At 68.9% G+C, this 21,524-nt stretch carries 15 protein-coding genes and 1 tRNA gene; 6 read left to right on the forward strand and 10 right to left on the reverse strand.

Annotation, left to right across the window (positions count from 1 at the left end):
* Nucleotide 1: 1 nt before the first annotated feature.
* The 3 genes from I4Q42_RS23765 to I4Q42_RS23775 all read left to right on the forward strand — a co-directional run bounded on the left by I4Q42_RS23765 (nt 2) and on the right by I4Q42_RS23775 (nt 6,789).
* Entirely contained in the window at nt 2-3,790 is a 3,789-nt protein-coding gene (locus tag I4Q42_RS23765) for a beta-galactosidase (RefSeq protein WP_332873141.1), read from the forward strand.
* Nucleotides 3,791-3,828: 38 nt separating this feature from the next.
* Complete coding sequence (gene bglB / locus I4Q42_RS23770) at nt 3,829-4,938, forward strand: beta-galactosidase BglB (protein ID WP_198578579.1); 1,110 nt, start codon at nt 3,829-3,831, stop codon at nt 4,936-4,938.
* Between the two features lie 216 nt (nt 4,939-5,154).
* Nucleotides 5,155-6,789: an MFS transporter gene (locus I4Q42_RS23775; RefSeq protein WP_198578580.1), complete on the forward strand. Its 1,635-nt coding sequence runs from the start codon at nt 5,155-5,157 to the stop codon at nt 6,787-6,789.
* Nucleotides 6,790-7,109: 320 nt separating this feature from the next.
* Here I4Q42_RS23775 and I4Q42_RS23780 read toward each other — a convergent pair whose 3' ends face one another.
* The 4 genes from I4Q42_RS23780 to I4Q42_RS23795 form a co-directional block, all read right to left on the reverse strand.
* Entirely contained in the window at nt 7,110-8,936 is a 1,827-nt protein-coding gene (locus I4Q42_RS23780; protein ID WP_198578581.1) for a PAS domain-containing hybrid sensor histidine kinase/response regulator, read from the reverse strand.
* 185 nt (nt 8,937-9,121) lie between these two features.
* Complete coding sequence (locus I4Q42_RS23785) at nt 9,122-10,573, reverse strand: rhamnogalacturonidase (RefSeq protein ID WP_198578582.1); 1,452 nt, start codon at nt 10,571-10,573, stop codon at nt 9,122-9,124.
* A complete protein-coding gene (locus I4Q42_RS23790; RefSeq protein WP_198578583.1) occupies nt 10,570-11,550 on the reverse strand; it encodes an alpha/beta hydrolase in 981 nt (326 codons plus the stop codon). The genes I4Q42_RS23785 and I4Q42_RS23790 overlap by 4 nt, the downstream gene beginning before the upstream one ends.
* A gap of 19 nt (nt 11,551-11,569) precedes the next feature.
* Complete coding sequence (locus I4Q42_RS23795; RefSeq protein ID WP_198578584.1) at nt 11,570-12,820, reverse strand: rhamnogalacturonan acetylesterase; 1,251 nt, start codon at nt 12,818-12,820, stop codon at nt 11,570-11,572.
* A 227-nt stretch (nt 12,821-13,047) separates the two neighbouring features.
* Here I4Q42_RS23795 and I4Q42_RS23800 point away from each other — a divergent pair.
* A tRNA-Lys gene (locus I4Q42_RS23800) sits at nt 13,048-13,122 on the forward strand.
* Nucleotides 13,123-13,305: 183 nt separating this feature from the next.
* Nucleotides 13,306-14,121 (forward strand): hypothetical protein, encoded by an 816-nt coding sequence (locus I4Q42_RS23805; RefSeq protein WP_232793393.1) that lies wholly within the window; start codon nt 13,306-13,308, stop codon nt 14,119-14,121.
* 931 nt (nt 14,122-15,052) lie between these two features.
* Here the strand turns inward: I4Q42_RS23805 and tgt are convergent.
* Together tgt and queA are read right to left on the reverse strand one after the other, a co-directional pair.
* Nucleotides 15,053-16,162: a tRNA guanosine(34) transglycosylase Tgt gene (tgt, locus tag I4Q42_RS23810; RefSeq protein WP_198578585.1), complete on the reverse strand. Its 1,110-nt coding sequence runs from the start codon at nt 16,160-16,162 to the stop codon at nt 15,053-15,055.
* Nucleotides 16,163-17,284 (reverse strand): tRNA preQ1(34) S-adenosylmethionine ribosyltransferase-isomerase QueA, encoded by a 1,122-nt coding sequence (gene queA / locus I4Q42_RS23815; RefSeq protein WP_198578586.1) that lies wholly within the window; start codon nt 17,282-17,284, stop codon nt 16,163-16,165. It abuts the gene before it with no gap.
* 147 nt (nt 17,285-17,431) lie between these two features.
* On the opposite strand from queA, the gene I4Q42_RS23820 reads away from it, so the two are divergent.
* Nucleotides 17,432-18,409 carry an endonuclease/exonuclease/phosphatase family protein gene (locus tag I4Q42_RS23820; RefSeq protein ID WP_198578587.1) on the forward strand — a complete coding sequence of 326 codons (978 nt, stop codon included), beginning with the start codon at nt 17,432-17,434 and terminating at the stop codon, nt 18,407-18,409.
* A 65-nt stretch (nt 18,410-18,474) separates the two neighbouring features.
* On the opposite strand, the gene I4Q42_RS23825 is transcribed toward I4Q42_RS23820, so the two are convergent.
* The 4 genes from I4Q42_RS23825 to coaD form a co-directional block, all read right to left on the reverse strand.
* Nucleotides 18,475-18,942: a peptidylprolyl isomerase gene (locus I4Q42_RS23825; RefSeq protein ID WP_198578588.1), complete on the reverse strand. Its 468-nt coding sequence runs from the start codon at nt 18,940-18,942 to the stop codon at nt 18,475-18,477.
* 66 nt (nt 18,943-19,008) lie between these two features.
* Nucleotides 19,009-19,893, reverse strand: a complete 885-nt coding sequence (locus I4Q42_RS23830) for a peptidylprolyl isomerase (protein WP_198578589.1) — start codon at nt 19,891-19,893, stop codon at nt 19,009-19,011.
* A 12-nt stretch (nt 19,894-19,905) separates the two neighbouring features.
* Nucleotides 19,906-20,745 carry a peptidylprolyl isomerase gene (locus tag I4Q42_RS23835; RefSeq protein ID WP_198578590.1) on the reverse strand — a complete coding sequence of 280 codons (840 nt, stop codon included), beginning with the start codon at nt 20,743-20,745 and terminating at the stop codon, nt 19,906-19,908.
* A gap of 281 nt (nt 20,746-21,026) precedes the next feature.
* Nucleotides 21,027-21,515 carry a pantetheine-phosphate adenylyltransferase gene (gene coaD / locus I4Q42_RS23840; RefSeq protein WP_198578591.1) on the reverse strand — a complete coding sequence of 163 codons (489 nt, stop codon included), beginning with the start codon at nt 21,513-21,515 and terminating at the stop codon, nt 21,027-21,029.
* Between the last annotated feature and the right edge of the window lie 9 nt (nt 21,516-21,524).

The following is a 21,524-nucleotide window of genomic DNA, read 5'->3' on the forward strand; positions in this document are numbered from 1 at the left end:
CGTGAAGCGTTCCGCCCTGATCGGCCTCGCCGCCGCCCTGCTCGCCACCACAGCCTTGGCCGAGCCGACGCGCTACGTCATGACGGCGTTCACCAACGCCAGCCAGTCGAACATGAGCATCTACGACTCGGCCGACGGCACGCGCTTCACCCTGCAAAAGCCGCTGGCCTACACCCCGCCCAAGGGGCTGATCCGCGATCCCAGCGTGCTCAAGCGCAAGGACGGCTTCTACTACGTCGCCTACACCACCGGCTGGACGGGCAACACCATCGGCCTGGCCCGCAGCAAGGACCTGGTCGACTGGACCTTCCTGCGCGACGTGACCATAGACGTCCCCGGCGCGACCAACAGCTGGGCGCCTGAGTGGTTCGTCGACCAGGACGGCTCCGAGCACCTGATCCTGTCGGTCTCGACCACCGGCATCGGCGGGCAGTTTCAGCCCTACCGCATCACCGCCCAGGACGCCGACCTGACCGCCTGGAGCGCCCCGCGCCCGCTGGCCGGCATGGGCCCCAACTACATCGACGCCTTCGTCGTGCGCGAGGGCGCGCAGTACCAGGCCTTCGCCAAGAACGAGACCACCAAGTTCATCGAGCTGCTGACCGCCCCGTCGCTGGACGGCCCCTGGCAGGTCAAGGGCGGCGGCGACTGGGCCGGCTGGGGCAAGTTCCTCGAAGGCCCCGCCGTCACCCGTACCCCCGAAGGCGCCTGGCGCGTCTATTTCGACGAGTACATGTCGAAAAGGTACTGGTACTCCGACAGCAAGGACGGCTTCCGCACCTGGACGCCCAAGAAGGAACTGCCGGAGCTTTCGGGCACCGTCCGCCACTTCACCGTGCTCAAGGAAGGCGGCGACCAGGCGGTCGCGGCAAAGCCCCCCCTCCCTTCTTCGGGTGAAACCCACAAGATCACCTGGGACAAGTACTCCCTGAAGGTCGACGGCAATCGCATCTACTCCTGGGGCGGCGAGTTCCACCCCTTCCGCGTGCCCAGCCCCGACCTGTGGCGCGACATCCTCCAGAAGATGAAGGCCAGCGGCTACAACACCGTCGCCATCTATATCGACTGGGGCTACCACTCGCCCAAGCAGGGGGTCTACGACTTCAGCGGCGTGCGCGACATGGATCGCGTGCTGACCATGGCCAAGGAAGAAGGCCTCTACGTCATCACCCGCGCCGGGCCCTACGTGAACGCCGAGCTGACGCGCGGCGGCTTCCCCGGCTGGCTGGTCAACCAGCAGGCCCGCGCCCGCACCGACGCCCCGGAATACATCCAGGCGGCCGACGAGTGGCTGAGCCAGATCAACAAGGTCATCGCCCGCCACCAGCTGACCACCGGCCAGGGCACGGTCATCGCCCACCAGATCGAGAACGAGCTCGACGTCGTCGGCGCCCCGCAGCAGCGCTACATGCAGTGGCTGGCCGACAAGGCTCGCGCCGACGGCATCACCGTGCCGCTGTTCCACAACGACAAGGGCCGCAACGGCTATTGGGTGCCCAAGGACTCCAAGGTCCCCGGCACGGTGGAAGGCCCCGCCGACCTCTACGCCTTCGACGGCTATCCGGGCGGCTCGTGCAAGGTCGACTCCACGCCGTCGGCGCCGGGCGTCGCGCCCGACTGGGGCCTCTACGGTCCCGGCGGCTCCAAGGGCGGCGCCTCGGCCAGCCCCAACACTCCCGGCTTCGCGGCCGAGTTCGGCGGCGGCTGGTTCGACTACTGGGGCAGCAACGGCGACTACGACTGCACCGCCCAGCATCGCGGCGTCGGCTACCAGCGGGTGTTCTACGGAACCAACATCGCCAACGGCCTGACGATCCAGAGCTTCTACATGACCTATGGCGGCACCAGCTGGGGCTGGCTGCCGGCCCCGGTGGTGTTCAGCTCCTACGACTACGGCTCGGCCATCGACGAGGCCCGCGGCCTGCGCGACAAGGCCCGCGTCATGAAGCAGATGGGCCAGTTCCTGAACGCGGTTCCAGACCTGACCCGCATGGACAAGGGCGAGTTCGTCACGGTCTCGAACGACAAGGTCCGCGTCTACCACAACGTCAATACCGAGACCGGCAGCCACCTCTATGTGGTGGTCCACAATCCCAGCAGCGCCACCGGCGACGAGGCCTTCACCTTCAAGCTGAAGACCCGCGACGGCGAATACGTGGTCCCCTCGCGGATCAAGGGCCAGGACAGCAAGCTGCTGATGGCGTCCTACGACCTGGGCGGCCAGCGGCTGGTCTATTCGACCTCCGAGATCCAGACCCACCTGCCCTGGAACGGCGGCGACCTGGCCCTGCTCTACGGCCGCGCCGGCGAGGCGGGCGAGACCGTGCTGCGCTACGCGCAGGCCCCCAAGGTCGAGGTGCTGGAAGGCGACGTGACCTCGGCCTTCGACGCCGCCAAGGGCGACCTTAAGCTGACCTACCAGCACACGGGCCTGGCCCGCGTGCGCATCACCGGCGGCGGCCGTCCGCCCCTGGTGCTGCTGCTGGCCGACGAGGCGACCGGCCAGACCTTCTGGCGCCAGGACACCGCCGCCGGCCCCACCCTGCAGCGCGGCCCCGGCCTCGTCCGCACCGCCGCCGTCAAGGGCGGCGTCCTGTCCCTGACCGGCGACACCGAGACCGAAAGCCCGCTGGAAGTCTTCGCCCCCAAGGGCGTGAAGTCCGTCCGTTGGAACGGCGCCGCCGTCGCCGCCAAGGCCACGACCAGCGGCTCGCTGCTGGCGTCCAAGGCCCTGCCCGGCCCGGCCGCCGTCACCCTGCCCGATCTAGCCAAGCTCGACTGGAAGACCGCCGCCGGCTCGCCCGAGTCCGATCCGGCCTTCGACGACAGCGCCTGGGCCAAGGCCGAGGGCAAGCGCGGCGGCTCCACCGTGCGTCCGCCGACCGGCCAGCCGGTGCTCGACATGAGCACCCATGGCTTCCACAACGGCGACGTCTGGTATCGCGGCCGCTACAAGGGCCGCGCCGACATCGACACCCTGACCCTGCACTACGGGGCCGGGGGCGCGGGCCTGCTGCAGGTCTGGCTGGACGGCAAGTTCCTGGGCCAGCACGAACTGGACGGCGGCCTGCCCCGCCCGATCACCACCGGCGTCGCCACCTTCAAGCTGCCGGAAGACCTGCGCGGCGACGGCGAGCACGTGCTGTCGGTGATGGTCCGCAACAACGGCCACAACTGGGACCTCGACGCCGACGACTTCCACAAGGAAGCCCGCGGCCTGGTCTCGGCCTCGCTGTCGAGCCCGACCAGCTACAGCTTCGCCGTACCGATCAGCTGGAAGATCCAGGGCAACAAGGGCGGCGAGGACATCGCCGATCCGGTGCGCGGCTCGCTGAACGAAGGCGGCCAGTACGGCGAACGCAACGGCTGGCACCTCCCGGGCTTCCCCGACCAGGCCTGGACCAAGGCCGACATGGCCGCGACCAAACCCTATGCCGGCACGACCTGGTATCGCACCAGCTTCGATCTCGCCCTGCCCAAGGACCAGGACGTGACCCTGGGCCTGACCATCGGCGATCCGAAGACCCCGCGCTCGCCGGGCCGCTACCGGGTGCTGATCTTCGTCAACGGCTGGAACATGGGCCAGTTCATCGCCCATGTCGGCCCGCAGCGGACCTTCGTCCTGCCGAGCGGCATCATCGATGAGCACGGCAAGAACACCATCGCCCTGGCGGTGACCAGCGACGGCGCCCCCGGCGACGCCCTGGAAGCCGTGACCCTCGACGTGCTGCGCAACGTGGAAGGCGGCGTCCCCGTCGCCCGCGTGCCGGCCCCCGACTACAAACAATGAGCCCCGTGCTCGTCCGAACTTACCTCTAGGAGACTACCGTGCCCAATCTCGCACACGGCATCGACGCCAAGGACATCAAGGCCAAGATCGCCCTTCTGATCAGCAACCTCGTCGACATCACCGACGAGACGGGCGAGTTCCTGCTGCGCCTCGACGACGGCCGCGTCATCGACACCAAGGGCTGGAACGACTGGGAATGGACCCACGGCGTGGGCCTCTACGGCCTGTGGAAGCAGTACGAGATGTACGGCGACGAGCGCGCCTTCGACATCATGACCAAGTGGTTCGCCGACCGCTTCGAGGCCGGCACCCCGACCAAGAACATCAACACGGTCTCGCCGTTCCTGACCCTGGCCTACCTCTACGAGGCCACCGGCGACCACACCTACATCCCCTACCTCGAGACCTGGGCCGACTACGTCATGTACGAGGGTCCGCGCACCGAGGAAGGCGGCTTCCAGCACATCGTCTTCAACAGCGAGAACCCGCAACAGCTGTGGGACGACACGCTGATGATGAGCGTGCTGCCGCTGGCCAAGATCGGCCTGCTGCTCGACCGCCCCGACTTCGTCGAGGAGGCCAAGCGCCAGTTCATGGTCCACATCAAGTACCTGGCCGACCGCAAGACCGGCCTGTGGTTCCACGGCTGGACCTTCGAGGGCCGTCACAACTTCGCCGACGCCCTGTGGGCGCGCGGCAACTGCTGGGTGACGATCGCCATCCCGGAATTCATCGAGTTGCTCGACCTGAAGCCGGGCGACGGCCTGCGCGCCTTCCTGATCGACGCGCTGGAAGCCCAGATCAAGGCCCTGACCGAGTACCAGGACCAAGAGAGCGGCCTGTGGCACACGATCATCAACGACAAGACCTCGTACCTTGAAGCCTCGGCCACGGCCGGCTTCGCCTACGGCGTGCTGAAGGCCGTCCGCAAGCGCTACATCGGCAAGGAATACGAAGCCGTCGCCATCCGCGCCATCAAGGGCGTGCTGGCCAATATCGACGACGCTGGCGAGTTGCAGCAGGTCTCGTTCGGCACCCCGGTGTTCGACACGATCCAGGGCTACAAGGACATCCCGCTGACCTCGATGCCCTACGGCCAGTCGCTGGCCATGCTGGCGCTCGGCGAGTTCCAGCGCGCCTTCATCTAGGCCCTAGCTTCGGGCTCCGTGCGTGGTCCTCGTCCTTCGACAAGCTCAGGATGAGGACCACCCATAGGCCCGGCCAGTAGAAAAACCTCACCCTGAGCCTGTCGAAGGGCGAGGTTTTCGGCTCAGACGCCGAGCAATTCGGACTAGCCAGTTCGGTCAATCGACTGGACCGGACTCGGGGGCGGTAAGACCCCCACCTTTTGGGATTGAGACGAAATGGCCACGCCGGACACCCGCAAACCGTCCTGGATAAACTATTGGGGCTGGGGCTCCGGCGACCTGCTGGGGGCCGGCGCTCAGGCCGTGATCACCGGCTGGCTGGCCTATTTCTTCATCACCTTCTGCGGGCTCTCGCCGGTCGAGACGGGCCTGATCCTGGGCCTGCCGCGCCTGCTGGAAGCCATCACCTGCCCGCTGATCGGCTACATCTCCGACAACCTGCGCCACACCTGGATCGGCCGGAAGGTCGGGCGGCGCAAGCTGTTCCTGCTGCTGACCATCCCGCTGCTGCCGGCCTTCGCCCTGATCTTCGTCACCGGCCAGACCTTCACCTACTACCTGCTGACCTTCATCTTCTTCGAGTTCGTCTACACGATGTTCCTGATCCCGTGGGAAACCCTCGCGGCGGAGATGACCAAGGATTACAAGGAGAAGGCCAAGTTCGCCGGCGCGCGGATGCTGGTCGCCCAGAGCTCGGCGATCCTGGCCTCGTACCTGCCGACCCTGATCATCAACCACTTCGGCGGCAAGGACTCGCCCAACACCTTCTTGATCATGGCGGCGATCTTCGGCGGCCTGTTCAGCCTGGTCGTCCTGCTGGTCGTGCTGTTCACCTGGGAGCGGCCCTATACCGAGGACGAGAAGCTGATCCAGCCCGAGCCCATGAACTGGGCCAGGGCGGCGCTGATCCCGGTCAACATGTTCCGCGACCTGTTCTCGACCCTGAAGCTGAAGGCCTTCCGCCAGCACCTGTCGCTCTATCTGGGCGGCTACATCAGCCAGGACATCTTCAATACCGCCTTCCCGCTGTTCGTGGCCACGGTGATGGTCGGCTCGACCCTGGTGATCTCCCAGGCCATGACCATGATGTACGTGGCCCAGCTGATCTCGGTGATGATCGCCATCCGCGTGATCATCAAGACCGGCCCGACCGCGGCCTATCGCATGGCCATCAGCTTCGTCGGCGCGGCCCTGCTGCTGTTCCTGGCCTTCTTCCTCGTCAAGCCGGCCGGCTTCACGGCGGGCGTGGCGGCGCTGAACGGCAACATCTTCACCGCACTGCCCGGCGCAGCGGGCTTCAACCCCACCGTCCTGCTGTGGCTGTTCCTGCCGATCATCCTGGCGGGCCTGGGCCGCGGCACGCTGAACTTCGTGCCCTGGGGCGTCTACAACTACCTGCCCGACGTCGACGAGGCCGTCACGGGCCTCCGCCGCGAAGGCATCTTCGCCGGGGTCATGACCTTCGTGCGCAAGATCGCCCAGTCCGGCGCGATCCTGCTGACCACCTCCCTGATCGGCCTGGGCGGCTTCGTCTCGGCCGCAAAAGGCGCCCCGCCGCCCGAGCAGTCGCCGGAAGCCGTCCGCGCCCTGGTGCTGGTCATGGTCGGCGGCCCGCTGATCGTGATGATCGCCGGCATGGTCATCTCCTGGAGGTTCCGCCTCAACGCCCGCACCCACGAGGTGCTGGTCCACGAAGTCGAACGCCTCCGCGCCGGCGCGACCGAGGCCGAGAGCCCGGAGTCCAAGGCTATCGTCGAGGATCTCACCGGCTGGACGTACGAGACGCTGTGGGGGCGGGGCACGAAGGCCAAGCCGGCCGTCACCAGCGACCAGATCCCGGATATCACCTGATCGAAATCCCTCTCCCCTTGCGGGAGAGGGTGGCCTCCGAAGGAGGTCGGGTGAGGGGTCTCTCAGAAATGAAACGCCGCGACAGCCGATCGGCCGTCGCGGCGTTTTCGTTCGTGCAACCCCTCATCCGTCGACTTCGTCGACACCTTCTCCCGCAAGGGGAGAAGGACGAGCCCTGGGAACCTCCCCCCGTGGGGGAGGCGGCCGAAGGCCGGTGGGGGGACGTTTTCAGCTATCGAGGCGTCGGCCGGTTTCGGAGGTCTCTCCCCCCACCGATCGCTTCGCGATCACCTCCCCCACGGGGGGAGGTTCCTCAAAACCTAAGCCGCCTCGGCCTGGCTCCACCGGGCCACCGTCTCCAGCAGCCGCGTCGGGTTCACCGGCTTGCCCAGGTGGTCGTCCATGCCGGCGGCCATGCAGTTGGCCACCTGTTCGGGCAGGACGTTGGCGGTCATGGCGACGATCGGGGTATGGGTCCCCTGCCCTTCCAGGGCGCGGATGCGTCGGGTGGCGGTCAGGCCGTCCATGACCGGCATCTGCACGTCCATCAGCACGAGGTCATAGCCCCGCCCGGCCTTGAAGGCGTCGACCGCCCCCACCCCGTCCACGGCCGTCTCGACCTCGACGTCGAACGGCGCCAGCAGCGCCCCGATCAGCTCGCGGTTGGCGGCGTTGTCCTCGACCAGCAGCACCCGCACCGGCCGCTCCAGCGGCGCCGGCTGGGCCGCGACCGGGACGTCGTTGGCCACGCTCTCGGTGATCGGCAGGTCGACCTCGAACCAGAAGGTCGAACCCCGCCCCGGTGTGCTCTCCACCCCGATGCGGCCGCCCATGGCGTCGATGATCCGCTTGCAGATCGCCAGGCCCAGCCCCGTGCCGCCGAACCGCCGCGAGACGCCGGCGTCGGCCTGGATGAAGCGCTCGAACACCGCGTCGTGCATGTCGCCCGGCAGGCCGATGCCGGTGTCGCGCACCTCCATCCGCAGCCGCTGGCCAAGGTCGGAGGTCTCCTGCGCCACAGAGATCAGGATCCGCCCCTCGCTGGTGAACTTCACCGCATTGGACAGGAAGTTCAGCAGCACCTGGTTCAGCCGCGCGGCATCGCCGAGCAGCGGCTTCAGGCCGGGGCCGAACTCGACCAGCACCGGCAGGCCCTTGGCGTGGGCCTGGGACTCGATCAGGGCGGCGGCCGAGCGGGCGATCTCGCAGGGCTTGAACGGCTCGGCGTCGAGCTCCAGCCCCGCCTCCAGCCGCGAGAAGTCCAGCACGTCGTTGACCACGCCCAGCAGGGTGTTGCTGGCCTCGTGGATCAGCCGCACCTGCCGCGCGTCGGTCTCCGAAAGGGCCTGCGACTGCCGCAGCAGGCCCGAAAAGCCGATGATCGCCGTCAGCGGCGTGCGCAGCTCGTGGGTCATGTTGGCCAGGAAGTCGGCCTTGGCGGCCGCAGCGCCCTGCGCCACCTCGGCGGCCTGGGCCAGGTCCTGCGCCAGGCGCTTGCGCTCGGTGACGTCGCGGCTGGTGGCGATGAAGCCGCCGCCGTCCTCGGCGGGCACCAGCGAATAGGTGCTCTCGATCCAGATCGTCGCGCCGTCCTTGCGCAGGAAGCGGTACTCCAGGGTGCGGGTGTCCTTGGAGTCCTTCAGTTCGCGGATGGCGGCCACCGCCTTGGCGCCGTCCTCGGGATCGACGCCCAGCAGGTTGGGCGCGGTCAGGAACTCCTCGGCGCTGTAACCCGTCAGCCGCTCGATGGCGGGCGAGTTGTAGAGCCGCCGGCCCTCCCGGTCCCACAGCGAAAGGGCGTCGGTCAGGTTATTGGCCAGGATGCCGTACAGCGACTCCTGCTCGCGCAGCCGCGCCAGGGCCCGCTCGGCCTCCAGTCGCCGCCGCTCGGCCTCCTCGGCCGACTGGCGCTGCACTTTGAGGCTGTCCGACAGATCGCGCTTGGCCGCCTTCAGGTTCAGGCGCTGGTGGTGCAGGAAGTAGACCAGCGGCCCGCCGGCGACCGCGACGATGGTCATGGTCATCCACGGCGTGAAGATGTCCGGCCGCGCCAGCACCAGCACGTTCACCGTGTAGTCCGTCCCGACGGCCAGGATCGCCACGACGGCGATGGTGGCGAGGGTTCGCAGGATGCTGGCTCTGAACATGACCCCAGATCGACGGCGCGACGGATCGAACGGCTCGACCCTTCCCGTTTGTCCACCATCTAGGAGTCACAGATGCTAAAATCGAAGCCTCGAAGGCCTGCGAAACGCCCATCGCGACTCTAGGCCGCAGGCCTGGCTGCACCAAAGGCTGAGCTTGGCGTCGCGCTCTCGCCGCCGGCGGTCGGCTACCCGACGCTCGAGCCCGCCAAGGCGTCCAGCGACACGACCTGGCCGTCGATCCTGGCCGGCGCCCGGGCGTCGGGATTCGCGCTCAGCACCAGGCCGTCGAGCGACAGCCCCCGCACGTGCCGCGCCCACAAGCCCCAGGCCGGCGGATCGCCGAACATGCGCGGCTCGGGATAGGCGTCGGCCAGGTCCTGCGGCTCTATGCCGGCTTCCCCCGCCCCGCCCAGGAACGACAGCGTCAGACCCTCCAGCCGCACGCCCTCGATCGGCGCGTCGGGCAGGCCCGCCAGGATCACCGGCAGGTCGGCGAAGGCCTCTAGTCCGGACAGGTTGCGCACGCTCACCCGACGCAGGGCGCCCGGCCCTGCCCCCTCCGGCCCGCGCAGCCGCGCGCCCAGCCGCAGGAACAGCGGCGCGCTGGTCATCTCGACCAGCCGCACGTCCTCGATCGCGACGTCCTCGATGGTCCCGCCGTCGACGGTCTCCAGGGCCAAGCCGCGCGAGCGCTCCAGCAGGCAGTCCCTGATCCGGATCCGGCGGAAGTCGCCGTTGCTCTCGGTGCCGATCTTGATGCGGCCGGTGACGCGGTCCTGATCCGGTGCGATCTGCTGCTCGCGGCCCAGGGTCCCGTCCAGCACCGTCCCCAGGTCGAAGCCCGAGACGTGGCAGCCGACGATCTCGACGTCCTCGGTCGGCGTCACCTCGCCCAGGGCCATCGAGGCCTTCAGCACGATGGCGTCGTCGTTGGGGGTGTTGACCCGGCAGTGGGCGATCCGCACCCGCCGGCAGGCGTCGATGTCGAGCCCGTCGCGGTTGGTGTCGACCAGCAGGGTCTCGATCGCCAGGTCCTCGCAGCCCGTCGCCAGCAAGGCGAAGTGGCCGCCGCGAAACACCGTGAAGCCCGACAGCCGCACGCGCCGGCAGCGCTTGAGGGCGATCGCCTTATTGCCCTGGCCGATCATCGCCGCCCGCTCGGGCACGAGCTCGGCCATCGCCTCGGCCGATAGGCCCACCATGCTCAGCGGAAACTCACCCGCCTGCCGCCGCCAGCGCGAGCCCGGCCCCTCGCGGGTCAGGCCCTCGCCGTCGATGCGGCCGGGGCCGACGATGGCCACGTCCTCCAGCCCCTCGCCCCAGATCAGGCTGTTGCGCCAGTGGCTGTGGCCAAAGTCCTGGTAGAGATCGTGGGTGTTCTCTTCCGGCGGATCATAGGCCCCGCCGTGCCGGGTCGGATCGGCCGCGACCAGCACGCAGCCCTCGGCCAGATGCAGGGTCACCCGGCTGGCCAGCCGGATCGAAAAGCTCAGATACCGCCCGGCCGGCAGCCGCACGGTCCCGCCGCCGGCCTGCGATGCGGCGACGATGGCCGCGTTGATCGCGTCGGTGTCCAGCGTCCGTCCGTCGCCCGCCGCCCCGAAATCGCCGACGTCGAAGACCGGCCCGCTCGTCACGCGTAGAGGCCGTGCCGGCGCAGGAACGGGGGCAACAGCTGCGGCCAGCTCATGTCCAGGCCCTTGGGACCGGTCAGGCCGAACCCGTGGCCGCCCTTCTCGAACATGTGCAGCTCGCTCGGCACCCCGGCCTTTCGCAGGGCCGAATACAGCAGCAGCGAGTTGTCGGCCGGCACCACCTTGTCGTCGGCGGCGGTGGCGATGAAGGTCGGCGGCGTGTCGGCCGGCACGTCCAGCTCGAGGGAAATGGCCTTACGCCGGACCTCCGAAGCGTCGGCGCCCAGCAGCTCCTTCAGCGAGCCGCCGTGGGCGAACGGCGGTTGCATCGTCACCACCGGATAGAACAGCCCCGCCACCGACGGCCGCGTCGACAGCGTGTCGATGGCGTCGATCGGCGCATAGGTCTGGCGCTTGAACTGGGTCGACAGCCGCCCGGCCAGGTGCCCGCCGGCCGAGAAGCCCATGACGCCCACCCGCTCGGGATCCAGGCCCAGCTCGCCGGCCCGCGAGCGGATGATGCGGATGGCCCGCTGGGCGTCCTGCAGGGCCACTTCCGGCCCCGCCGCCCAGCCGTCGGCCGGCAGGCGGTAGGTCATGACGAAGGCGGTGACGCCCTGGTCGGCGATCCACTGGTCGATCGCGCCGCCGGCCTTGCTGACCGCCACCCGCACATAGCCGCCGCCGGGGATCATCAGGATCGCCGCGCCGTTAGGGGTCTTGGGCCGGCGCATCATCAGCACCGGATCGGTGATGTGCAGGAAGGCCGTGTCGTTGGGATCGCCGCCCGGCGTGCGCAGGATGACCTGCTCCTTGGCGGTGACCTTCTCGCCGCCCGGCGCCTTGCCCGGCCAGATCGGCTGGATCTCCAGCAGCGAAGCGGCGGGCTTGGAAGCTTCAGGCTTGGCGGTTTCTTGCGCCAGGGCCGGGCTGGCGGCGGTCGCGCCGGCCAGGGCCAGCAGGGAGCGACGGTCGATCATCGGATACCTCGCGAAGGGATCAGTTGCCGCGCAGGGCCGCAGAACTGCGGGCCGCGCTGGGCGCCATGACGAAGGCGTCCGGCGGGGTGGGCTTGGCCGGATCGAACGACCCGGCGTCGGCGGAAAGATGGCGCGCCAGCTCGGGCACGCCCGCCTTGATCCCCTCGACGATGCAGCGGGCCAGCGCATAGGCGCCGTAGTTGTCGTGGTGGGTGATGTCCTTGCCGCCGTCGGCGAAGGCCTTGGGCGCCTGGGCCGGCCCCAGCGCCTCGTAAAAGACCTTGCTCATGGCGGCCAGATCGATGACCGGCACGCCCAGCTCCTGGCCGACCGCCAGCACCGCGGCCGGATAGTCGCCGTGGGTGTTGATGATCTTGCCGGCCTCGTCGAACCGCCGGCGATGCATCGAGGTCACCAGCACCGGGATCGCCCCGCGCCGCCGGAACTCGCCGACATAGGCCTTCAGGTAATCCCGATAGGTGGTGGCCGCCGCGACATAGGTCTGGGGCCAGTTTTCCTTCTGGTCGTTGTGGCCGAACTGGATCAGGGCGAAGTCGCCCGCCCGCGTCTGGCTCAGCACCTTGTCCAGCCGGTGCTCCATCAGGAACGACTTCATCGTCTCGCCGGACTCGGCGTGGCTGGCCACCGACACGCTCGGGGCGAAGAACCTGGGCAGCATCTGGCCCCAGCCGGCCGCCGGCTCGAAAGGCTGGTCGGTGACCGTGGAGTCTCCCAGCAGGAAGACGCGCGGCACGCTGGCCGGCTCGACGCTCATCCGCGCCACCTTCGGGGCCGGGCCGCAGAACTCGACGGTCAGCCGGTCGTCCCAGTTGGGCGTGCCCTTCTCGCGCGGATTGAGGATCACCTCGGTCCCGCCCGGCGCATTCCTGGGCGGCGGCGGCAGGGCGGCGGTGCGCACATTGACCACGAACACCACCTCGCGGCGTTCCTTGGCCTTGGTGCGGATCTGCTCGGCCATCAGCCGGCGGGATTCGGCCTTCACGGTCAGGTCCGCGCCGCCCTCGACCTCCAAGGTCACGCGCCAGTCGCCCTCAGGCAAGGCGACCGAGAACGAGCGCCCTTCCCCTGGCTCGAAGCCATGGCCGATCGCGGCGTCGTACAGGCGGTCGGCCGCGACGGCCGTCCAGCCCGCGAGCGGCTTGCTGGTGAAATCGAACTTGCGGGTCGTCATCGCCGCTTCTCCCGCCCGGGCGGCGGTCGCCGGCGCCAGAATCAGGCCGGCCAGGACGCTGCGTCGCTTCAGCTGCATTCCCGTCCGTCCTCCCCGTCGCCTGCGGCTCGCGGCCGCCATTCTGCGGCGGACCATTCCGAAGAACGGCCTCGGACGCAAGGAATTTCACATGTCGCCACTGCATACCAATATGCGGGACGAATAATCCAACAAGCTGCAGTGGTCGGATGAAACCCCGCTTGCGACGCATGGGAGGCCCGACTATGGTCCGCGCCGCTTCTCACGGCCACCCCCGTGTCGACAGCGGGCCGGTAGCTCAGTGGTAGAGCATTCGACTTTTAATCGAATGGTCCTGGGTTCGAATCCCAGCCGGCCCACCACCTTCCCTTTGAAATCCTTGGCGTTTCAAGCCTCGCCCTTCGGGGCCCGCGCAAGCGTGGCGCTCCCGTCGCCCAAACTGCGCCTTAGACTCCGGCGAGTTTTGTCCATCGGCTCGGGCTGGCCGTTCGATTCGCGCGCGACAGCGGATGACGACTTGGCTTTCCGCGCGTTAGGGTCACACTATGCGAAGTCTGCTCCTCCTCGCCGTCACTCTGCTCCCCCTGGCCGCCTGCGCCAGCACCCGTGAGCCGGAGCCGCCGCCCGAGAAGATCCAGACCACCTCCGATGCCAACAAGGACGGCATCGGCGGCGCGGTAACCGCGCCCCTGCGCGACGTCAACCTGATGCGCACCAAGATTCCGGCCGCCCTGCTGGAGGCCATGCAGGACCCCTATGCCCGCCCCATGCCGTCCAGCTGCGGCCAGCTGACCGCCCTGGTCAAACCGCTGGACGCGGCTCTGGGCATCGACATGGACCAGGTGCCGCCGGGCGAGGACGAGGACCTGATGGACCGGGGCCGCAAGGCCGCCGGCGACGCCGCCCTCGGAGCCATGGCCAGCGCCGCCCAGGACCTGATCCCGATGCGCGGCTGGGTCCGCAAGCTGACCGGGGCCGAAAAGCACGACCGCCTCGTGCAATCGGCCATGGCCGCCGGCGCCGTCCGCCGGGCCTATCTGAAGGGCCTGGGCGAGGCGCGCGGCTGCATGCCGCCGGCCACGCCCCAGCACCGGGGCGAAGCCCAGCCCGAGCCCGCCAAGAAGCGCCGCTTCCCGTTCATGGGCGGCAAGGATGTTCCGCCCCCGCCGCCGCCCAAGCCCGCGCCCTCGGTAGTCGGCCCCACCGTCGAGCCCATCCCCGACGTCCACGCCCCGCCGGCCGCGCAGCCCGCGACGGCCTCCCCACAAGCCAAGCGAAAGCCCCGCTTCCCGATCATCCCCGCCCCCGCCGCGCCACAACCGGCGACGACCCCGACCGGGCCGCAGGGGCCGGTCGGCTGACCCTCTCCCAGAGGGAGAGGGAGGGGCCCGCGCGAAGCGTGGGAGGGTGAGGGGTTACGCCGCCAACCGGCGTGCCGGCACGCCGTCAAAAGTCCCACCGCCCAAGCCAAAAAGCATGCCTCCCTCGCCCTTGTGGCGAGGGTCCATGCCGGCGACCGCTCAAACCTCGACTGCCCTGCCAAGGTCTGAGCGGCTGAACTCTGGGTCCTGGGCACAAGGTCCAGGAAGGCGGTGTTTGGGTTGGGCGGACGGGGATTGGCGAACGTCCATCCCCGTCGCTGAGTGAACGAACTCGAACGAATTCAACGCCCTGCAACTTTCTCACTCGAACTTATCAGACGCGTCGAAACCGCCCGCATAATCACAGCTGTCCCGTCGCAGGGAGAGGGCGCAAGGATCCGGCCCGAAGCGTGCGACGGCGATGCGATCGAGCGGGGCCTAAGGAGCGACGAGAGTCGGGCCTGAAAGCTTAAATGAGGATGGGGGACGTAAACCCATCCATCGGGGGTCTGCCTAAATAGGCTCCCGCCCGTCCGAGGGTCCGCGCCGCATGCACGCCTGGCCGCCAAGAAACGGGGCGCATTGCATGGGGAAGGGGCACAGGGCGGAAGAGGCCCGCGCGTCCCGGCCTGAGGTTCAACGATCGCGCGGGGCGTCAGAGCTTCGTCGAAACGGTGTTCTTCCATAGCAAATCCGGGCGCAGCCCGGACGCCCCGCGCCCTCTCCATCCCCTCAGCGGTTCACCGCGTGAGATCGCCCACCCGTTCCCTCTCCCCTTGCGGGAGAGGGTGGCCTGCGAAGCAGGTCGGGTGAGGGGTCGAAAGCCCTGTCCGCCGCGACGGCGGACCGACCTGATGCGGAGGCTGAAGGTTCTGAGAGACCCCTCATCCGACGGCTTCGCCGCCACCTTCTCCCGCAAGGGGAGAAGGACCTACTTCTGCCGCGCCGCGAACTCCCGCCGGAACTGCTCGAAGCGCCCTTCGGCGATCGCCGCCCGCATGGCGGCCGTCAGGGCCTGGAAGAAGGCGATGTTGTGCCAGGACAGCAGGACCTGGCCGAGGATCTCCTCGGCCTTGAACAGGTGGCGCAGATAGGCTTTGGAGTAGTCGCGGCTGGCCGGGCAGTCGCTGGTCGGGTCCAGCGGGCTCTCGTCCTCGGCGAAGCGGGCGTTCTTGATGTTGATCGCCCCGTCCCAGGTCCAGGCCTGGCCATGGCGGCCCGAACGGGTCGGCAGCACGCAGTCGAACATGTCGACGCCGCGCGCCACGGCCTCCACCAGGTCGATCGGCTTGCCCACGCCCATCAGGTAGCGCGGCTTGTCGGCTGGCAGCAGGCCCGGCGCGTAGTCCAGCACCTCGCACATGGCCTCGTGCCCCTCGCCCACGGCGAGACCGCCAATGGCGTAGCCGTCGAAGCCGATCTCCTGCAGCCGCTCCGACGACTCCTTGCGCAGGTTCTCGAAGGTCGAGCCCTGCTGGATGCCGAACAAGGCCTGCGTATCGCGCGTACCGAACGCCGTCTTCGAGCGCAGGCCCCAGCGCGCCGACAGCTCCATGCCCTGGCGCGCTCTCGCCTCCTCGGCCGGCCAGGCCACGCACTCGTCCAGCTGCATGACGATGTCGCTGCCCAGCAGGTCGGCCTGGATCTCCATCGACCGCTCGGGGCTGAGCACGTGCTTGGTCCCGTCGATATGGCTGGCGAAGGTCACGGCCTCTTCGGTGACCTTGCTGATCCCCGACAGGCTCATCACCTGGAAGCCGCCGCTGTCGGTCAGGATCGGCTTGTCCCAGCGCATGAACTTGTGCAGCCCGCCCAGGCGCTTCACCCGCTCGGCCGTCGGCCGCAGCATCAGGTGATAGGTGTTGCCCAGGAGGATGTCGGCACCGGTGTCCTTGACCTGGTCGACCATCAGGGCCTTGACCGTGCCGGCCGTGCCCACCGGCATGAAGGCCGGGGTGCGGATGTCGCCGCGCGGGGTCTTCAGCACGCCCGTGCGGGCCTTGCCGTCCGTGGCTTTGATCTCGAAGGGGAAGGCGGCCATCTAGACGGTCTCTGTCCCATTTTCAGGGTGTGGGGCGCGGAACAGCAGCGAGCCGTCGCCATAGGAATAGAAGCGGTAGCCCGTCGATATGGCGTGCTCATAGGCCGCGCGCATCGTCGCCCGCCCGGCGAAGGCGCTGACCAGCATGAACAGGGTCGACTTGGGCAGGTGGAAATTGGTCATCAGCACGTCGGCGGCGCGGAAGCGGTAGCCGGGGGTGATGAAGATCGCCGTCTCGTCGGCGAACGGCCTGATCACCCCGTCCTCGCCCGTGGCGCTTTCCAGCAGGCGCAGGGACGTGGTGCCGACGCAGACGATGCGGCCGCCGTTCGCGTGCACAGCGTTCAGGGCGTCGGCCACATCCGCGCTCACCTCGCCGAACTCGGCGTGCATCTTGTGCTCGGAGACCTCGTCGGTCTTGACCGGCAGGAAGGTGCCCGCGCCGACGTGCAGGGTCACGAAGTGCAGGGAAACGCCCTTGGCCTTCAGCGCCTCCAGGAGGCTCGGCGTGAAGTGCAAGCCGGCCGTCGGCGCGGCCACCGAGCCGTCCTCGCGGGCATAGACGGTCTGGTAGTCGGCGCGGTCGCGGTCGTCCTCCGCCCGCTTGGCGGCGATGTAGGGCGGCAGCGGCATCATGCCGTGACGGGCGATGCCGATGTCGAGGTCGGGGCCCGACAGATCGAAGGCCAGCACCACCTCGCCGCCCTCGTGCTTCTCGATCACGGTGGCGTCGAGGCGCTCGGCCTCGCAGGGCGTCGAACCCTCGGCGGCGAAGGCGACGCGGTCGCCGGCCTTCAGCCGCTTGCCGGGGCGCATGAAGGCGCTCCAGCGATCGGGCGCGATCCGCCGATGCAACGTGGCCTCGACCGCCACCGGCGTTCCGTCCGCTCCCCCCGTGGTGCGGCCCTCGCGCAGGCCCGACAGCCGGGCCGGGATCACCCGGGTGTCGTTGAACACCAGGGCGTCGCCGGGACGCAGGAAATCGGGCAGGTCGCGGACGACGCGGTCTTCCAGCGCCTCCCCCGGGCGCACGACGAGAAAGCGCGCGCTGTCGCGCGGCTCGGCCGGTCGCAGGGCGATGGAGTCGTCGGGCAGGTCGAAGTCGAAATCGGAAAGGCGCATGGGCCGGCTTCAAGGCCACGACCGGGCCGCAAGGTCAAGGCGCGGCGCCGCCGCACGGGCGCCCCAGGGCCGTGCAATCCGGGTCCCAGCGCCTCCGATTGTCGTCCGGCGCACACAGCCGTCGCCAAGCCATGCTAAGGCCAAGCCATGCAACTGATCCTGCACCTCGTTCGGCTGTTCTTCCGCGGTTCCGCCCTGGCCATGGTCCTGCTGGCCGCCGGACTGGGCGTGGCCGGCCTGGGCGGTGCGTTCAGCGACAGGCTGGACATACCCAACCATTTCGCCCCGGTCTGGGCCGTGCTGGGCCTTGCCGGCGCCGTGGTCGCCGCGATCGTCTCGCGGCGCGGCGAGCGCTGGGCGATCATCGCCCTGGGGGTGCTGGCCCTGGCCAGCAGCGGCGTCCAGATAGCCCCCGAGCTGATCGCCGCCTCCCGCCACAAGCCTGCCGTTGGGCCGGCCACGCTCAAGGTCATCCAGTTCAACGCCTTCGCCAAAAACAAGGATCCGGACAAGGCCCTGGCCTGGATCCTGGAACAGGACGCCGACATCGTGCTGCTCGAGGAAGGCGGCAGCAAGGCCTGGCCGATCGTGGCCGCCCTGCGCCGGCTCTATCCGTTCGCCGTGTCCTGCGCGGGCGCCCACCGCGGCTGCGACAGCTGGATTTTCAGCAAGAAGCAGATGATCGATCGCGGCGGCCTCTACGAGGACGGCGACCGCTTCGCCGGCGCGTGGGCCACCCTGGCCGACGCCGACGGCCCGTTCACGGTGGTGGTCACCCACTATGTCTGGCCCGCGCCGGCCGGCGCCCAGCAGGCCCAGACCCGCTACCTGGCCGAGGTGCTCAAGCGCTTCGACAAGCAGGCGATGATCGTCGGCGGCGACTTCAACTCCGCCCCCTGGTCGTGGAGCCTGCGCCGCCAGGACAAGCTGTTCGGGCTGCAGCGCCGGACCCTGGCCCTGGCCAGCTGGCCCGCGTCCGGCGGCCTGCGCATCGGCGACGCCCCCTTCCCGCTCCTGCCGATCGACCACGTCTATGCCGGCAAGGCCTGGACAACGGTCAGCGTCAAGCGCGGCCCGCCGATCGGCTCCGACCACCTGCCGATCGTCGTGACGCTCAGGCGGTAGGCTCCAAAGAAAAAGGGCCCGTCCGTTGCCGGACAGGCCCCTCTTCAAGTTCTGGCGTCGAAGCCTCAGGCGTCGGCGGCGATCTTGGCGCTGACGATCTTGCCCGGAGCGCGTGGCGGCTCGCCCTTGGGCAGGCCGTCGACCAGGTCCATGCCCTCGGTCACCTGGCCCCAGACGGTGTATTGCTTGTCGAGGAAGGTGGCGTCGTCGAAGACGATGAAGAACTGGCTGTTGGCCGAGTTCGGATCGGGCGTGCGGGCCATCGAGCAGACGCCGCGCACGTGCGGCTCGGCCGAGAACTCGGCCTTCAGGTCGGGCTTGGACGAGCCGCCACGGCCGGTGCCGGTCGGGTCGCCGCCCTGGGCCATGAAGCCCGGGATCACGCGGTGGAAGACGACGCCGTCGTAGAAGCCTTCGCGAACCAGTTCCTTGATCCGCTCGACGTGGCCCGGGGCCAGGTCGGGACGCAGCTTGATCGTGACCGGGCCGTTTTCAAGCGTCAGGATCAGGGTGTTTTCGAGGTCAGCCGACATGGTCGTCCCTTCGGAATTGAATATGTGCGGCTCTTTAGCTGGTCGGAAAGCGGCTGTGAACCGCCGTTACAGCACCTCGACGGGAACCTCGAGGTCGCAGACCGAGAAATCCGCGCCCCGCGCCTTGCGCACGGCGGCGATCTGCCCCTGGAACCAGGCGCCCTTGGGATCGATGACCTTGATCTTCGGACGCTCGGCCTCGGGGATGTCGGCCAGCAGCCGCACGGTGGTCATCTCGTCCTGCGGATCGGCCACCGGCTCGCCGGTCTTGATCGAGCGCACCACGTCGAGGCCCGAGATCACCCGGCCAAAGGCCGTGTAGCGCTTGTCCAGCGACGGATAGGGCTGGCGCATCAGGAAGAACTGGCTGTTGGCGCTGTCGGGCGCGTCGTCGCGGGCCATGCCCACCACGCCCGGGCAATAGGTACCCCAGGCGGCGACCTTCTTGTCGCTGGTCATGGTGCTCCAGCTCCAGCCCTGGCTGACGACTGGCAGCGACTTCAAGAGGCCCACCTCGGTGCCGGCCGGCGCGGCGGCGACCACGAACGGCAGGTCCTGCGTGCGGCGGAAGGTGAACTCGGCCTTGAGGTTGGGCTTGTCGGTATTGCCCTGGCCGGTGTCCTCCGGATCCCCCGTCTGGGCCATGAACCGGTCGATGACCCTGAAGAAGGTCCGGCGATTATAGGCGCCCGCCCGGGTCAGCTCCTGCAGCCGCGCCACATGGGCCGGGGCTACCTCGGGGATCAGCTCCACGAGGATGCGGCCCCGGTTGGTGTCGATCACCATCACCGTGTCGGGCGCCGGCGTGCGCCAGTCGGCCGCCTTGGGGCCGGAGGCGACCGCCGCAGCGACGGCCTTGACCCGCTTGGCCTTGGACGCGGCCTGCGCCGCCGGGACGACCGCCGCGAAGGCGACCAGGGAGACGGCGGCGGCGGCGATCGGCAGGCGCATCAGGACCTCGGCTTACTTGCTGACCTTGGCGGGCACTTCGACGTCGCAGATGTTGAAGCCGACGCCAAGCTCGGCCTGCTTCTTCTTCAGCACTTCGGCGAAGGCGGCGCTGCGGGTGTCCATCACCTGCACCGTCGGGCGCTTGTCGGCCGGGATATCGGCCAGCACCTTGACGCTGAGCATCTTGTCCTGCGGATCGGGGGCCGGCTCGCCGACCTTGATCGCCCGCACCACCTCGAGGCCCGACACGACGCGGCCGAAGGCGGTGTAGGTCTTTTCCAGCGACGGATAGTGCTGGCGCATGAAGAAGAACTGGCTGTTGGCGCTGTTGGGATCGCCGGCGCGGGCCATGCCCAGCACGCCCGGACAGAAGTTGCCCCAGGCCTGCACCTTGCCGTCGGCGGTCATGGCCGCCAGCATCGACGACTGGCTGGTCACGGCCAGCGGGCCGACGAAGCCGGTCTCCAGCGAGCCGACCTTGCCGGCCGGCGCGAACGCGCCGCCCGTGCCGGGGCGGCGGAAGGTGAACTCGCCCGCCAGGTCCGGCTTGTCCGAACCGCCCGTGCCGTCGTTCTTCGGATCGCCCGTCTGGGCCATGAAGCCGTCGATGACGCGGAAGAAGGTCAGGCCGTCATAGAAGCCGGCCCGGGCCAGTTCTCGCACCCGCTCCACATGGCCGGGTGCGGCCTCGGGAACCAGCTCGGCGACGATCCGGCCCTTGTTGGTCTCGACCACCAGCACGTTCTGCGGGTCGGGCGTACGCCACTCGGCGACTTGGGCGGAGGCGACGACGGGCGCGACCGAAACGAACGCCAGGGCGGCGACGCCGAGAGCGCGGAACGCAGACTTCATGAAATTCCCCGAACAGATCTCACCGCCCGGCGTAGAACGACGACGGCGCGGCGACAAGCGCTGCTGATAGAAGCGGATGATTTCGACGACTTGTGGGCGGCCCGGGCAATCCTTCTCCCCTTGCGGGAGAAGGTGGCGGCCAAAGGCCGTCGGATGAGGGGTCGCGCCGACATGAGACGCGCCTATCCAGCCCAACCACGGCTGAGGCTTAGAGTTCTGAGAGACCCCTCACCCGACCTCCCTCCGGGAGGCCACCCTCTCCCGCAAGGGGAGAGGGAAAATCAGCGCGCCTTCAGCTTGCCCAGCAGCTCCGCCGCTACGCCGGGCGTCACGAACTTGCCGACCTCGCCGTCGAGGGCGGCGATTTCCTTGACCAGGCGGGAGGCGATGGCCTGGTGGCGCGGGTCGGCCATCAGGAAGACGGTCTCGATCTCGCGATCCATCTGCTGGTTCATCGCCGTCATCTGGAATTCGTACTCGAAGTCGGCCACGGCCCGCAGGCCGCGGACGATCATCTGGGCGCCGACCTCACGGGCGAAGTGGATCAGCAGGCTGTCGAACGGACGGACCTCGATCACCGCGCCGCCCAGGTGGGCCGTCTCGCGCTGCAGCATGGCGACCCGCTCTTCGAGCGTGAACAACGGGTTCTTGCCGATGTTCACCGCCACCCCGATGACCAGATGGTCGACCAGCTTGACCGCCCGACCGATGATGTCGAGATGCCCGTTGGTGACCGGATCGAACGTCCCGGGATACAGCCCAATCCGCATGAAACCCCC

Origin of the sequence: Caulobacter hibisci (genome assembly GCF_016135805.1) — a bacterium.
Taxonomy (GTDB): Bacteria; Pseudomonadota; Alphaproteobacteria; order Caulobacterales; family Caulobacteraceae; genus Caulobacter; species Caulobacter hibisci.

Coding starts and splice junctions, on each gene's coding strand:
- I4Q42_RS23775 (WP_198578580.1), top strand. CDS start 5,155: ATGGCCACGCCGGACACCCGCAAACCGTCCTGGATAAACTATTGGGGC.
- I4Q42_RS23780 (WP_198578581.1), bottom strand. CDS start 8,936: ATGTTCAGAGCCAGCATCCTGCGAACCCTCGCCACCATCGCCGTCGTG.
- I4Q42_RS23790 (WP_198578583.1), bottom strand. CDS start 11,550: ATGATCGACCGTCGCTCCCTGCTGGCCCTGGCCGGCGCGACCGCCGCC.
- I4Q42_RS23795 (WP_198578584.1), bottom strand. CDS start 12,820: ATGCAGCTGAAGCGACGCAGCGTCCTGGCCGGCCTGATTCTGGCGCCG.
- I4Q42_RS23805 (WP_232793393.1), top strand. CDS start 13,306: ATGCGAAGTCTGCTCCTCCTCGCCGTCACTCTGCTCCCCCTGGCCGCC.
- tgt (WP_198578585.1), bottom strand. CDS start 16,162: ATGGCCGCCTTCCCCTTCGAGATCAAAGCCACGGACGGCAAGGCCCGC.
- queA (WP_198578586.1), bottom strand. CDS start 17,284: ATGCGCCTTTCCGATTTCGACTTCGACCTGCCCGACGACTCCATCGCC.
- I4Q42_RS23820 (WP_198578587.1), top strand. CDS start 17,432: ATGCAACTGATCCTGCACCTCGTTCGGCTGTTCTTCCGCGGTTCCGCC.
- I4Q42_RS23825 (WP_198578588.1), bottom strand. CDS start 18,942: ATGTCGGCTGACCTCGAAAACACCCTGATCCTGACGCTTGAAAACGGC.
- I4Q42_RS23830 (WP_198578589.1), bottom strand. CDS start 19,893: ATGCGCCTGCCGATCGCCGCCGCCGCCGTCTCCCTGGTCGCCTTCGCG.
- I4Q42_RS23835 (WP_198578590.1), bottom strand. CDS start 20,745: ATGAAGTCTGCGTTCCGCGCTCTCGGCGTCGCCGCCCTGGCGTTCGTT.
- coaD (WP_198578591.1), bottom strand. CDS start 21,515: ATGCGGATTGGGCTGTATCCCGGGACGTTCGATCCGGTCACCAACGGG.